The organism is Denitratimonas organivorans (assembly GCF_037478135.1).
In the GTDB taxonomy this organism is placed as follows: domain Bacteria; phylum Pseudomonadota; class Gammaproteobacteria; order Xanthomonadales; family Xanthomonadaceae; genus Denitratimonas.
Map to the genome: position 1 here is coordinate 209,927 of NZ_JBBHDV010000005.1, position 13,093 is coordinate 223,019.

General features: G+C 64.0%; 10 protein-coding genes. 1 reads left to right on the forward strand and 9 read right to left on the reverse strand.

Annotated elements, in window-relative coordinates; all coding sequences use genetic code 11:
• Positions 1–19: 19 nt before the first annotated feature.
• The 4 genes from rng to WDB66_RS07575 all read right to left on the reverse strand — a co-directional run bounded on the left by rng (position 20) and on the right by WDB66_RS07575 (position 6,124).
• A complete protein-coding gene (rng, locus tag WDB66_RS07560) occupies positions 20–1,513 on the reverse strand; it encodes a ribonuclease G (RefSeq protein WP_339397928.1) in 1,494 nt (497 codons plus the stop codon).
• Positions 1,514–1,567: 54 nt separating this feature from the next.
• Positions 1,568–2,152: a Maf family protein gene (locus WDB66_RS07565; protein WP_339397929.1), complete on the reverse strand. Its 585-nt coding sequence runs from the start codon at positions 2,150–2,152 to the stop codon at positions 1,568–1,570.
• 190 nt (positions 2,153–2,342) lie between these two features.
• Positions 2,343–3,848 (reverse strand): hypothetical protein, encoded by a 1,506-nt coding sequence (locus WDB66_RS07570; protein WP_339397930.1) that lies wholly within the window; start codon positions 3,846–3,848, stop codon positions 2,343–2,345.
• 149 nt (positions 3,849–3,997) lie between these two features.
• Positions 3,998–6,124, reverse strand: a complete 2,127-nt coding sequence (locus tag WDB66_RS07575; protein WP_339397931.1) for a M13 family metallopeptidase — start codon at positions 6,122–6,124, stop codon at positions 3,998–4,000.
• A 134-nt stretch (positions 6,125–6,258) separates the two neighbouring features.
• On the opposite strand from WDB66_RS07575, the gene ppk2 reads away from it, so the two are divergent.
• Complete coding sequence (gene ppk2 / locus WDB66_RS07580; RefSeq protein ID WP_339397932.1) at positions 6,259–7,050, forward strand: polyphosphate kinase 2; 792 nt, start codon at positions 6,259–6,261, stop codon at positions 7,048–7,050.
• Between the two features lie 111 nt (positions 7,051–7,161).
• Here the strand turns inward: ppk2 and WDB66_RS07585 are convergent, their stop codons facing one another.
• The 5 genes from WDB66_RS07585 to WDB66_RS07605 form a co-directional block, all read right to left on the reverse strand.
• A complete protein-coding gene (locus WDB66_RS07585; protein ID WP_339397933.1) occupies positions 7,162–7,803 on the reverse strand; it encodes a hypothetical protein in 642 nt (213 codons plus the stop codon).
• Between the two features lie 270 nt (positions 7,804–8,073).
• On the reverse strand, positions 8,074–10,728 hold the full coding sequence (locus tag WDB66_RS07590; RefSeq protein WP_339397934.1) for a DEAD/DEAH box helicase: 2,655 nt from the start codon (positions 10,726–10,728) through the stop codon (positions 8,074–8,076).
• A gap of 4 nt (positions 10,729–10,732) precedes the next feature.
• Positions 10,733–12,250, reverse strand: a complete 1,518-nt coding sequence (locus WDB66_RS07595; RefSeq protein ID WP_339397935.1) for a site-specific DNA-methyltransferase — start codon at positions 12,248–12,250, stop codon at positions 10,733–10,735.
• 110 nt (positions 12,251–12,360) lie between these two features.
• Positions 12,361–12,801, reverse strand: a complete 441-nt coding sequence (locus tag WDB66_RS07600) for a type II toxin-antitoxin system VapC family toxin (protein WP_339397936.1) — start codon at positions 12,799–12,801, stop codon at positions 12,361–12,363.
• Entirely contained in the window at positions 12,791–13,039 is a 249-nt protein-coding gene (locus tag WDB66_RS07605) for a type II toxin -antitoxin system TacA 1-like antitoxin (RefSeq protein WP_339397937.1), read from the reverse strand. Before WDB66_RS07605 ends, WDB66_RS07600 begins: the two co-directional genes overlap by 11 nt.
• Positions 13,040–13,093 lie beyond the last annotated feature (54 nt).

Consider the following 13,093-nt stretch of genomic DNA (forward strand, 5'->3'; position numbering starts at 1 on the left):
GTGGTACATCGGCCGGGTGCTACAGCAGCACAACGTCGTATTGCTCCTGCGCATAGTGCTCATCGGCCTGGAACCGGATGGTCTTGCCGATGAATTCTTCCAGCTCGGCCACCGCCCCGGATTCTTCTTCCAGAATCCGGGACACGACCCGGTTGGACGCCAGCACCAGCAGTTTTTCCGCATCGAACTGGCGCACCGCGCGGGTGATTTCGCGGAAGATTTCATAGCACACGGTCTCCGCAGTCTTGACGCTGCCACGCCCGGCGCAGGTCGGGCACGGCTCGCACAATTGCCGTTCCAGGCTCTCGGTGGTGCGCTTACGGGTCATTTCGACCAGCCCCAGCGGCGAGAACTCGTAGACCGTGGATTTGGTGTGGTCGTGCGCCAGTGATTTTTCCAGCTGGCGCAGCACCTGGCGGCGGTGCTCGGCATCGGCCATGTCGATGAAGTCGATGATGATGATGCCGCCCAGATTGCGCAGCCGCAGTTGCCGTGCCGCCGCCTGCGCCGCTTCCAGATTGGTGCGGAACACGGTGTCTTCCAGATTGCGGTGGCCCAGGTAGGCACCGGTGTTCACATCGACCGTGGTCATCGCCTCGGTCTGGTCCAGCACCAGATAGCCACCGGATTTCAGCGGCACCTGTTTCTGCATCGCGCGCTGGATTTCGTCTTCCACGCCATACAGATCGAAGATCGGGCGCTCGCCGGGGTAATGCTCCACGCGCTCGGCCAGTTCCGGGATGAAGCGCGAGACGAAGCGCCGGATACGCTCGTAGGATTCACGCGAATCCACGCGCAGCTTTTCCACGTCCTCGCGCATGTAGTCGCGCACACAGCGCAGCGGCAGCGACAGGTCCTCGTAGACGCAGGCACCCACGCGCGCTTCGCCCATACCGCTGCGGATCGCGTTCCAGACCTTGCCCAGATAGGCCACGTCCTTGGCCAGGGCTTCGCGTGGCTGGCCTTCGGCATTGGTCCGAACGATGTAGCCCAGCGGCATCGGCTCGATCAACTCGGCCATGATGCCCTTGAGGCGGGCGCGCTCCTCATCGGATTCGATCCGCGCCGAAACCCCCAGCACGCGACCATAGGGCAGCAGCACCAGATAGCGCGAGGGAATGCTGAGCTGGGTGGTCAGGCGTGCGCCCTTGCTACCGATCGGTTCCTTGACCACCTGCACGATCAGATCCTGGCCTTCGCGCAGCAGTTCGCCGATCGGTGGTGTGGGGGTCGGCGCCGGTGCGGTCGGCTCGCCGCTTTCGCCTTCGACCGAATCCTCGACCATCGGCCGCAGGATGTCCGAGGCGTGCAGGAAGGCGGCCCGCTCCAGCCCGATATCGACGAAGGCCGCCTGCATGCCCGGCATCACCCGCAACACCCGGCCCTTGTAGATGTTGCCGACATAGCCGCGACGGCTGGCGCGCTCGATCAGCACTTCCTGCAGCATGCCGTTTTCGACCACGGCCACGCGGGTTTCTCGGGGGGTGACGTTGATCAGGATTTCTTCGGACATGAAAACGTCTGCCTGCGCGTGGAGTTCGGATCGTAGCCGGAGGACGCGCCCGGCTCACCCATGCACCGGCACCGGCAGGCAGCCGGCAGCGGCCAGCAGGGCGGCGGTTTCGTGCAACGGCAGGCCCATGACGCCGGAATAGCTGCCCTCAAGCCGGGAAATGAAGGCCGCCGCGCGGCCCTGGATCGCATAGGCGCCAGCCTTGCCGAAGGCTTCGCCGCAGGCCAGATAGGCCGCGATCGTGGCCTCGTCCAACGCCGCGAAAGTGACCTGGCTGCGGCTGACCGCCGTGGTTTCGGCCACCACCGACACCAGCCACACCACCGACATCACCTCATGCGTGCGGCCGGACAGGCGGCGCAACATCGCGGCGGCATCGGCCACATCGCGCGGCTTGCCGAACACCTCGTCGTCCAGCACCACCTCGGTATCAGCGCCCAGCACCCGCGCATCGGGTGCGCTGCCGAGCGCGGCGAGGCCGGCACAGGCCTTTTCGCGCGCCACGCGCGAGACATAGTCCTGCGCGGATTCACCCGCGGCGCGAACCTCGGGCACCTCGATATCGAGGCCTTGGAAACGGTAGCCCAGCTGTTCGAGCAGCTGATGGCGGCGGGGTGAGCGGGAGGCGAGATAAAGCATCGACAAAGCTTACCCTGCCGCTGCTGTACGCACTGCGACGCCGCCGGCAAAGTCTGAATGATCGGACCGATCCTGCGACATCACGGTCGCGCGCGCCGCCAGCGCGGACGCCGGAGCCGCGATGGCTGAAGCCTAGTTCAGCTTCAAGCGATGGGCTCCGGCAGACGCTGCTGCCGGAGCCGGGGGACGCTCAGTCTTCGAAGCCATCGGCGAAGAGGCGATCGGGGTCGGGCGGCTCGCCCAGTTGCCAGGATTGCTCGAACGCACCGACATCGCACTGCGCCACCAGGTCGCCATCGCCGTCGAAGGGCCGCGCATTGCCGAGGATGTCGCTGTCCCGGCAGGCATCGGCATCGTCGATCGCATCGATCACGCTGCTGCCATCGAACCAGAACAGGCTGATGTCCTGGCCGAAATCCCGCTGTTCCAGCCTGAATTGCCCCAGGTCGTCTGCCGGCAAGGCCTCGTTGGCCAGATCGCCGCCGCAACCACTATTGACGAACAGGTTCAGCCGCACCAGCCCTGTCGCCGGTGCCGGGACGGATGTCGAACCGCTACAGGCCGAGGACTGGTTGCCGGACGTGGCGGCCAACAGGTTGGCGCGGAAACCCAGCAGGCTGATGCTGCTGCCGAAACGGATGTGCCCACCCTCCTGGGCAGCGTTGACGTAGAAGCTGTTGTTGACGGCATCCAGTTGCACGGCGCTTGCCAGATTCAGCGCCCCGCCCTGGCCAGGCACAAGGTTGCCGTGGAAGGCATTGTTGTAGAGCCGCGCCGTCACGCCGCTTCCCGGCGAATGGCCGCGCCGCAGGTACAGGGCACCCCCCTCGTTTCCCAGGTTGACATAGAACCAGTTGCGCTCCAGTTGTACCTCGCAGGTGGCGCAGGACAGGTACACGGCACCTCCGCTCCCGCCCTGGGCTTCGCCGGGGGAAGCTGAGTTCCCGATGAAACTGGAATCGCCGATCCAGACGCTGCCCAGGATCGCTCCATCGGTATGGAGCGCACCGCCATGGGCAATCCCGGTTTCCGCCACGGTGGCGTTGCTCTGGAACCAGCTGCGCAGGATGCTCATATCGAGCACCCTGATGCTGAGCGCGCCGCCGCCGCCCTGCCCCGCGTCGCCCGTGATCTCGGCACGATTTCCGATGAACTGGCTGTCGATGATTTCCACAGAGCCATTGCTGCGCGTCCACCTCACCGCCCCGCCCCAGGCCAGCGTCGTGGCCTCCAGCGTGCAGTTGCGGAAGATGGTCCGGTCCAGGACCAGCTTGCCGAGCGTGCCGCTGGCCGCGCCCAGGCAGGCACCGCCCTGGCCGGGCGAACCGGTCGAATAACCATTGCGCAGTTCCAGGTTTTCCAGCGTCAGCTCCCGGTTGCCGGTCTCCGAGTAGAGAATGCGGTGGCTACCGCCGCCATCGATCACCGGTGCGCTCAACGTGCCGACGATATGAAGCTCTGCCGCCGTGATGGCAGGCAGCGGCGACTGGAGCGCAATCGTGCCGCCGTAGGGATAGGTTTCATCGAAGAAATAGATGAAGTGGGGCTCGTCGGGCGCGGCGTTGGCATTCAGGATTGCCTGCCGCAGCGAGCCAGTGCCCGAGTCGTTGGTGTTGCCCACCAGGAATCCGGCCGCCCGCGTATCGAGCGCTGTGAGGGTAAGCAACAGCAAGGCGCAAAACGTGAAAGATCTCATCATCGTGTTCTCCCGATGGGCATCACCCAGTCATGGGGAAAACAGGATCAGGCCGCCGTTTCGGACATGGATGCGGGCGCTTTTTTCAGCCCGCATTCATGAAAACAGACGACCCGCCCCGGCATACGGCCGGGGCGGCATTGGAGCAGTTACCAGATCACCACCTTGACCTCATCCGGGCGCACCATCGCGTCGCCGGCCTTGCAATCGAAGGCGGCGGCGAAGCTGTCCATATTGGACGGGGCGCCGATTGCGCGGAACGGTGCCGGTGCGTGCGAATCGGTGTTCAGGCGTACCTTCAGCTCGCCATCGGTGAAGTTGCGGCGCCAGACCGTGCCCCAGTTCATGAAGAAGCGCTGTTCCTGGGTCAGTCCATCGATCATCGGATCGCTGAAACCGTCGCCCTGCGCCGCCTTCATCGCATCGTAGGCCACCGACAGGCCGCCCAGATCGGCGATGTTCTCGCCCAGCGTCAGGGTGCCGTTGACGTGGATGCCGTCGATGGATTCATAGCCGTTGAACTGTTCCACCAGACGCGCGGTGCGGGCCTCGAAGCCGGCGCGGTCGGCGTCGGTCCACCAGTTGTGGAAGTTGCCGTGGGCATCGAACTTGCTGCCCTGATCGTCATAGCCGTGGATCATTTCGTGCCCGATCACCGCCACGATGCCGCCGTAGTTGAGCGCGTCATCAGCCTTCGGATCGAAGAACGGCGGTTGCAGGATGCCGGCCGGGAACACGATCTCGTTGCGGGTCGAGTTGTAGTAGGCGTTGACCGTCTGCGGCGGCATGAACCATTCGCTCTTGTCCACCGGCTTGCCGATCTTGGAATAGTTGTGGCGCATGTTGAAGGCACGCGCGGCCAACACGTTGCCGGCGAAGTTGTCGCGGTCGAACTCCAGCCCGCTCCAGTCGCGCCACTTGTCCGGATAACCGATCTTGGGCGTGAAGGTGGCCCACTTTTCCAGCGCCTTCTGCTTGGTTTCATCGCCCATCCATTCCAGCCCCTCGATGCGCAGCTTCAGCGCCTGCGAGAGATTCCTCACCAGCGCTTCCATCTTGGTCTTGGATTCCGGCGGGAAGGCGGCATCGACGTAGATCTGGCCGAAGGCCTCGCCGACCGAGCCGTTGAGCGCGTCCAGCATGCGCTTCCAGCGCGGGGTCTGCTCGGCCTGACCGCGCAGGGCCTGGCTGTAGAACGCGAAGCTCTGCTGCGCGAACGCTTCGGACAGGTACGGCGCGGCATTGTCGATTTCATGGAAGCGCAGGTAGGCGCGCCATTCAGCGACCGGGACTTCGTCCAGCATGGTGTTCACTTCGCGGAAGAAATCCGGCATCGCCAGCGAGAACATCTCCGGCCGCGCCACGCCGACGGCGTCGAAGAAGGCGGTCCAGCTCAGGTTCGGGGTCAGCGCGTCGGCTTCGGCCAGCGTAGTCGGCACATAGCGCTTGGCCGGATCGCGCAGTTCCACGCGCGGTGTGGAGGCGGTCGCCAGACGAGTTTCAAAACGCATCACCGCATCGGCCTGCTGCGCGGCGACTTCGGCGTCATCGCCCACCAGGGTGAACAGCGCGGTGGCGTGGGCACGCAGCGCATCGCGGGCGCTGGCGTAATCGGCGCGGTCTTCCAGATAGTAGGCGCGCTCGGGCAGCGACAGCCCGCCCTGGCCGGCATAGGCGATCACCTGGTTGGAATCGCGGTAATCGGCATTGCCGTAGAAAGAGAACAGCACGCCACGGCCATTGGCATAGGCGTCGCGCACATAGTTGGCGACATCGACCTTGCTTTCCAGCGCGGCGACGCGCGACAGGATCGGCTCCAGCGGCGTGGCGCCGGCACGCTCGATCGCGGCTTCGTCCATCGCCGAGGCATAGAAATCACCCACCAGTTTTGCCACACCCGTGGCATCGGCATTGGCGGCAGCGGCTTCGGCCAGGATGCGCTGGATTTCCAGCGAACGCTCGCTCAGGGTTTCAAAACTGCCCCAGGTGGTGCGGTCCGACGGCACCGGATTGGCCGCCAGCCATTTGCCGTTGACGTGTGCGTTGAAGTCATCGCAGGCGTTCACCGCCGGATCCAGATCGGACGCCTGGAAACGCACCACCTGGGTGCGCACGGCGGCAAGATCCAGCCCCGGCGCGGCCGGCGCCGGCGTGGCGGCAGGTGTGGCAGCCGTGGAATCGGTGGATTCGCCAGACGTGGCGGCAGGCTGGCAGGCGGAAAGGAAAAGCGCGGAAGCCAGCGCCAGCACCAGCGGTTTGCGGAAATTGGAGGACATCGGAGCACCCGGTATCAGTTGTGAACACCTCACTGTAGGCCATGCCCGCCACGCCCGACAGCTCCGGAAGTCATGGTCGCGCAGGGCGGCCGCATTGCTGCAACAATGCCCCTCCAGCCAGCAGGGGAACGGAAATGAAGCGCAAGCACTACCGGAAAGCACTGAAGCCGATGCAGGCCGAACTGATGGGCCTGGGACGTTGGGCCAAGCGCGAGGGCGAACGCATCCTGGTGCTGTTCGAAGGCCGCGATACCGCCGGCAAGAGCGGCGTGATCAACGCCATCGCCGATGTCATGAATCCGCGCCAGTGCCATGTGGTGGCGCTGTCCACGCCGTCCGAACGCGAACAGGGCCAGTGGTATTTCCAGCGTTACGTGCCGCACCTGCCCAGCGCCGGCGAGATCGTGCTGTTCGACCGCAGCTGGTACAACCGCGCCGGAGTGGAAAAGGTCATGGGTTTCTGCGACGACGCGCAATACCGCAATTTCCTGCGCCAGGTGCCGGAGTTCGAGCGCCTGCTGGTGGATGACGGCATCCGCCTGTTCAAGTACTGGCTGACGGTGGACCAGGTGGAACAGGAAAAGCGCTTCGCCGAGCGCGCGATCAACCCGTTCAAGCAGTGGAAACTGTCGCCGGTGGACATGAAGGCACGCGAGCTGTACGCCGAATACGGCGCCGCGCGCGACGCGATGCTGGCGGCAACACACACCACGCACGCACCGTGGACGCTGGTGGACTTCAACGACCAGCGCCTGGGCCGGCTTACCCTGATCGACCACTTCCTGCGCACCGTGCCCGAGGAAGACACTCCGCCGGAACCGGAAACCCTGCCGCCGCTGTCGCAACCGCTGCAATCGGAAAGTTTCACCGGCCCGCTGACGCCGATCGAACCGTTCCAGTTGGAAAGCGGCAACCGCGACCGGTAGGCATCGCCGGGAAGTCACGTGGACACCGGCCAGGCAGCAACTGCGGATTCACGCCTGATCCACAACACATGAACCGCCCGGAGTGCCGCCGCACCCGGGCGTCACTCCGGTTCAGCCCCAGTCGTAGCCGGTCCAGCGTTCGTATGCGGCTCGCAGTGGCCGCTGTTGCATCCCGGCGGAGTCGGCGTCCGTGATTTGCCTGTGGACCAGTCCCTGCACGGCGCGGAACGGATTGATCCAGGTCTTGCTTCCCATCACCACCGGACAACCCCGGTCAATATTGTTGGCCGGCCGGGCGGGGCCGGCACTCCAGGCTAGGGACGGTTTCCATGCGATCAGCGTCGCCCCCAGGTGTCGTGCCAGCACGTCGATGACCCACAGTGTGTCCTGGTGGAAACGCAGGGCATGGATACGGTCGTGGATGAACCATGACGGCAGCAGATGGAGCGGGCCGAGCGCACGGAGGCTGCCCTTGTGGAGCGTCGGCGCCGCCGTGGTCTCCGGGTGGACGTAATCATCCTGCCAACGCATTGCCCAATGGTTGACTGCGACCTCCCAGATCATGTCCAGCGCCTCGGGTCGTGTTTCATCTGCCAACCCCGGATCCGCTCCCGCCGACGCCAGCATGCCGGCAAGCCGGGCATTGCTGGCGGGCAGTTCCGCGACGAACCGGGCCAGGTATTCCTTTGCATCTTTGTGCGAAAGCCGCTGGAAGTACGGGGGCAGCTGTGCATCCGGGATATCGTGGTCCATCGGGTTCTCCAGTGGGGCGCGTGCCGTTGGCTCAGTGCGGCGCACAAGGCCGGCGGGATAGCCAGCTTCGATTGTCGCCACAAGCTCCTGCTTTCCCGGTCAGCAGGAATCATCATCGCATCCAGGCCCGCTTGCACGGAACTCCGGGCCGGATTCCGCATAGGTCGAGGTGAGCCTGGCGAACTCCGACATCACCATGCCTATCGGCTCCTTATTCGGGCAACGCTCGTGAACAGCATCCGTGACGCCGCACCCCAGTTCGCCCCGAACTCACCGACCCAAGGCAATGGCCTGCGCGATCTGCTGGTCGATGTCGTGACCGGCTTCATCCGTTTCGCGTGGCATCAGATAGAGGCCGTTCGGGTACTTTCGTGCCCACAGCTCGCCCACGGCGCGCTTGGCGACATTCTTCGGGTGGTCGTAACGATCATCACCCTTGTACTCGATGATGAAAATACGCCCGTCCTTCAACTTCGCAATGAAATCGGGATAGGTGAAGCCGGTCTCGGTCGCCATACGGTACTGGGTCGGATGCACCAGGTTGCGCACCCACACCTCCACGTCGGGATTGCGCTCGATAGCCAGCGCACAGCGGTATTCCTCGGCCAGTTTCCCATCCTTGCGGCGGTAGGGAAGATCGCCGGGCACGGCGTAGTAGTGCTTTTCCCACTCCATCGGTGCCGGACACGGCGAGCGCATGGGATAGGCGAGCTCCGGGAAGGTGAACACCACGGCCGGGTCGACCACCACTTCTTCCAGCGTAAACAGGCGCTGATGGGCGCGCTTGCCGCGCTGGGTCCGCGCTTCTGCCAGCAGCGCCTGCAAACGCCGCATGATGATGAAACGCCCACGCACCATTTGCCCAAGGCTGTAGCCCTTGTGCTTCAACGGCGCAATCGCCTGTGCGATCCACGCGATCATCGTTTCCTGGCGCACATCGTTCTGACGGACGCGATCTTCCAGCCACACCAGCAGGTCGGATTCCTTCCAGTTTCCGGAAAGACCGGCCAGATACTCGGTCTGCGGTTCCTGCACCATGTTCATCTTCACCGCCTTCTCGCCGATGTCGATTTGCCAGGTCTGGGTGCGGGTGTCGAAGCTCAGCGTATCGAGCGCGCCAGCGGCCTCCGCCGGATTCCAGAATCCCTCCTCCACCAACAGATCGTTGGCGACCGGCAGCACGCGGTCACCGAAGCGGATCGACAACTGCGGGACCTCGAATTTCACACCCTTCTGCGCCGGTGTCTGGCGCAGCTGTGCGCGTGCGTTGTGCTGTTCCAGCGAGGTGCGCACCCTGTCGCGCCCCTTGCCGGTGAACACCTTGGCGATAGCCTCGATGCTCTCCGGCTGGATCGCACCCGTCACGACGACATCGAACTTGCCTTCTTCAGCGGCGGCCGTGATTGCGATGTTGCGCAAGTCGCCGGCTGGCACGTTGGCCAGATCCGGTTTCCTGGTCGCGGTGAAGCGCGATGTCTCGACCTTCAGTGCCGGATGCTCACCCTCATCGCCGATCAGCGACGGCTGCAACGGCACGCTCTGGGCGGCTTCCAGCCGCGAGAAGCCCATGCTTTCCAGGTGGTCGGTGAACTCGACCGCCTTCGCTCCGAAGTACGGCGAGACGACATGCGCATACGCCTTGTTCAGTGCCTCCTGCGCACGCCTGCGCGCGTAAGGCATGCGCAGCACGCGCCCGAGCAACTGTTCGATGGTGGTTGCCGACTTCGTCCCGGCCACCGAGCACAGCACATAGGCGAACGAACAATCCCAGCCTTCCTTCAATGCCTCCATCGTGATGATGATGCGTACCGGGCAATCGGGTGCGAACAGGTCGATGCCCTCCAGTTCGCGCTGATCGCCGGTGGCGATCTTCACCCAATCGGGATCGATGCGTTCGCCGTCCTGCCCGGTCAGGTGTTCATGGATGGTGTCAACCGTTGCCTGGCCGCCCTTGTGCTCGGCCTGGATCAGCAGGATCGGGCGGATGTAGTCGGGCTCCTTTTTCGCGATTTCCTCCAGTTCCTGCCGTCGCAGCAGCGCATGGCGCAGCGCCACTTCCCAGCCGTCCAGGTGTTCTTCCAGCAGCACCGGCAGCTTGATCATTTCTTCGGCGAACAACTGCGAGGCCGAGACGCGCACCAGCACATTGCTGGTGCTCATGTCCGGCGTTGCGGTCAGTTCGATGATCGCGCTGGGTGCAAGCCGCTCGTAGACCGTTGCGGACAACTCCGTGGCAGCGTTGTGCGCCTCGTCGGTAATCACCAGCGGGCGATGCAGGCGCAACAGGTTGGCGAAGGAAAAGCGCGGTCCCCCGCCATCCTCTGTCCGCTCAAGATCAGGCGGCACGGCATCCTTCGGCAATGCGATGAAATGCGGCTCCAGGTCTTCCTTGTGCGCGTAGAAGTCCCGCATGTCGATGTTCTGCACGCGCGCCGCCGCCATCGTCGCGACCACGATGCAGGTGCGGCTGGCCAGTTCCTGCGGCGTCAGTTGCGCGATATCGTCGCTGTCGAACACCGATACCTGCCCGCCGAACGCATCATCCAGTTCCCGCCGGTAGGGATGGCGGCGGTTCTTCAATGCCTCCAGCGTCTGCTGCTTGATGGTGCGGCTGGGCACCAGCCACATCACCAGCGGCCGCTCGCGCTCCAGCCAGTGGTCGGCGGCATAACGGATGAACCGGGCGCCCATCAGCGTCTTGCCGCCGCCGGTGGGAATGCGGATCGCGACATAAGGCACATCGCGCAGGCTCGGCAGCTCCCGCCCATCCTTGTCGCGCAAGGTGCGGTACTCGGGTACCAGCATGGTCCTGGCGTCCGGGTGCGCATGCCTGGCGAACGCCTCGGCAATGCCATCCGTGCGCGCAGCGCGCAGGAATTGGCCGAGCCGTTCCAGGGTTTCCCGCTGGTAAGTTTTCAGCTCCATGCCGTCACCTCGCACGGATGTCGTTGGGTGTCTTGCGGAACCGGATGCCGAGCGAGCGCAGACGGTCGTTGCTCAGGTTGGTGCCCTCGCCGTAGATCACCATCGGCCCATCGTGCTTTGGCAGTTCCGTCAACAGCTTCATGGTCAGCATGTTGCCGCCGGCCAGCGATTGGTCGCCCAGAATGCCGTTGTAGAGCAGGTAATACGCGGTGCCGTTGTGCACGCCCAGCAGCGGTGATTTCATCGCACGCGTGCTGCGCGCGGTGCCGGTCTCGGCGAACCAGATATGCGCGGCCAGATGCTCGAACCTGATTTCGGGATTGATCCGGCCCTGATCGTCGAACACTCTGGGACCGAGCTGGTAGAAGCGGAAACCGCCACCGCCTTGCCAGCCGACCGCCTCGGAAATGCCGCCCTGTTCCCCGTCGACGACTTTCCTCAGACGCGGCTGGCAATGGGTACGGGCATGCTCGCCCATCTCGATACCGATCCAGCGCCGGCCCATCTTGTGCGCGACGGCGGCGGTGGTGCCGGAGCCGAGGAAGCTGTCGAGAACCAGGTCGCCCGGTTGTGAAGCGACCTCAATCACCCTGGCCATTAGCCGTTCCGGCTTCGGCGTCATGAAGTTCTCGCTGCCGAACAGCGCAACCACTTCCTTCTTCGCTTCCTGTGTATTCCCCACGTCGGCGTTCATCCACATGGTCTGAGGCACCACGCCTTGCTTGACTTCGGAGAGGAATCGCTTGATTCGAGGGGTGTTGCTGCCGTTTGCGCCCCACCAAATCCGGCCATCCTTATCCATCTCATCGAACTTCTCGCGCGAAACTCGCCAATACATTCCGTTGGGCGGCCCGCTGATGGTCCGTCCAGATGGTGTCGTTATCGGATACGTGCCAGCGCCGTAGAAATTTCGCGCCGATAGATCGCCAGAAGTCCACGGCCCACGCGGATCATCGTCGGGATTCTTGTAGGTGGCGGCTTGCTTCGCCGAACGTTCTAGATGGTTTGGACGCCATGTTTCGGCGACCTTCGCGTAAACGAAAAGGTGGTCATGATCGACGGAAAAATGTCGAGCCGAATTTTTCGGTGAAAACACTTTCTGCCATAAAACATTAGCGATGAAATTTCCTCGCCCAAAAACCTCATCGCACATCACCTTGAAGTAATGCGCTTCGTTGTCATCCAGCGTGATCCAGATCGAGCCGTCCTCGCTCAGCAGCTCGCGCAGCAGCACCATGCGCGGATACATCATCGACAGCCACTTGGCATGTTCCAGATTGTCGTCGTAGTGCTCGAACGCGCTCTTGGTGTTGTACGGCGGGTCGATGAAGATGCACTTCACCTGCCCGGCGTAATACGGCAGCAGCGCCTTCAGCGCTTCCAGGTTGTCGCCCTGGATCAGCATGTTCGGCGCGTCTTCGTCGCCGTACGACAGGGACTGGTTCGGTTGCAGCAGGCGGTATGGCGTTTTCGCCGTCGCCTTCAGGTCTTCATCACGCTTGTGCCATTCCAACCAGGGCATTCAGTGGCTCTCCATTTGCGCGACGGCGCATGTGCGCCCGCTGTTGTCTGATCGCCGCAGTGTGCCGCAGCGGCGTCTCATCGGCTGAGACGGGTTGCCGCACATGCCACTCACGGGCAGATAAGTTCCAGTTTCGGATAATAGGTGCGATACCGCTTCGCGTCCCGCGTCAGCAGGGCCATGCCTTCGATCGCGGCATGGGCACCGATATAGAAGTCGTGCAGCGGCGAGGTCCGCGCGCCCTTGGCGCGGCGGTATTGCAGGAATGCCTTGCCGGCGAGGAAACCGGCTTCCCAGGGCAACTCCAGCCGGGTGAAGGCATCGGGCGACAAGGCTTCATCCAGTTCCTCAATACGTTCGAAGCCGACCGAGACTTCGGCATAGATGATCGCGTTGATGCACAGCTGGGTTTCAGCGGCGCACGCGTCGAGCCGGGCCGCCGACCAGTCATGCCAGTGCGGGTCATCTGTCAGCACGTCCAGCAGGACATTGGCATCCACCAGCACGCGCCGGCCCCCGGCCGGCGTTGCGGCGGGCGTTTCAGTTGCCACGGGTCAGCTTCATGATGTCTTCGGTGCTCATGCGCACGGTCGCGCGCCCACGCAGACGGGCCGCCAAACTTCCCTTTGCGGCCGTTGGCGGGTGGGCAATCGTGGTGTCGGCTTCGCGCAATGCGGCATCCCGCACGAAGGTGGCCAGCGGCAAGCCGTGCAACTTGGCGGCGCGGCGCAGGCGGTTCTTGTCCTCGGTGCTGAGGCGCAGATCAAGACGGTCGGCGGTGCTGGACATGTCCGGTCTCCTTTGTACGGCATCGTACCGTACCTGGGCGGTATTGATCGCTAC

What these genes read in the sequence shown, in the direction of transcription:
- rng (WP_339397928.1), bottom strand. Translation starts at nt 1,513, where the DNA reads ATGTCCGAAGAAATCCTGATCAACGTCACCCCCCGAGAAACCCGCGTG.
- WDB66_RS07565 (WP_339397929.1), bottom strand. Translation starts at nt 2,152, where the DNA reads ATGCTTTATCTCGCCTCCCGCTCACCCCGCCGCCATCAGCTGCTCGAA.
- WDB66_RS07570 (WP_339397930.1), bottom strand. Translation starts at nt 3,848, where the DNA reads ATGAGATCTTTCACGTTTTGCGCCTTGCTGTTGCTTACCCTCACAGCG.
- WDB66_RS07575 (WP_339397931.1), bottom strand. Translation starts at nt 6,124, where the DNA reads ATGTCCTCCAATTTCCGCAAACCGCTGGTGCTGGCGCTGGCTTCCGCG.
- ppk2 (WP_339397932.1), top strand. Translation starts at nt 6,259, where the DNA reads ATGAAGCGCAAGCACTACCGGAAAGCACTGAAGCCGATGCAGGCCGAA.
- WDB66_RS07585 (WP_339397933.1), bottom strand. Translation starts at nt 7,803, where the DNA reads ATGGACCACGATATCCCGGATGCACAGCTGCCCCCGTACTTCCAGCGG.
- WDB66_RS07590 (WP_339397934.1), bottom strand. Translation starts at nt 10,728, where the DNA reads ATGGAGCTGAAAACTTACCAGCGGGAAACCCTGGAACGGCTCGGCCAA.
- WDB66_RS07595 (WP_339397935.1), bottom strand. Translation starts at nt 12,250, where the DNA reads ATGCCCTGGTTGGAATGGCACAAGCGTGATGAAGACCTGAAGGCGACG.
- WDB66_RS07605 (WP_339397937.1), bottom strand. Translation starts at nt 13,039, where the DNA reads ATGTCCAGCACCGCCGACCGTCTTGATCTGCGCCTCAGCACCGAGGAC.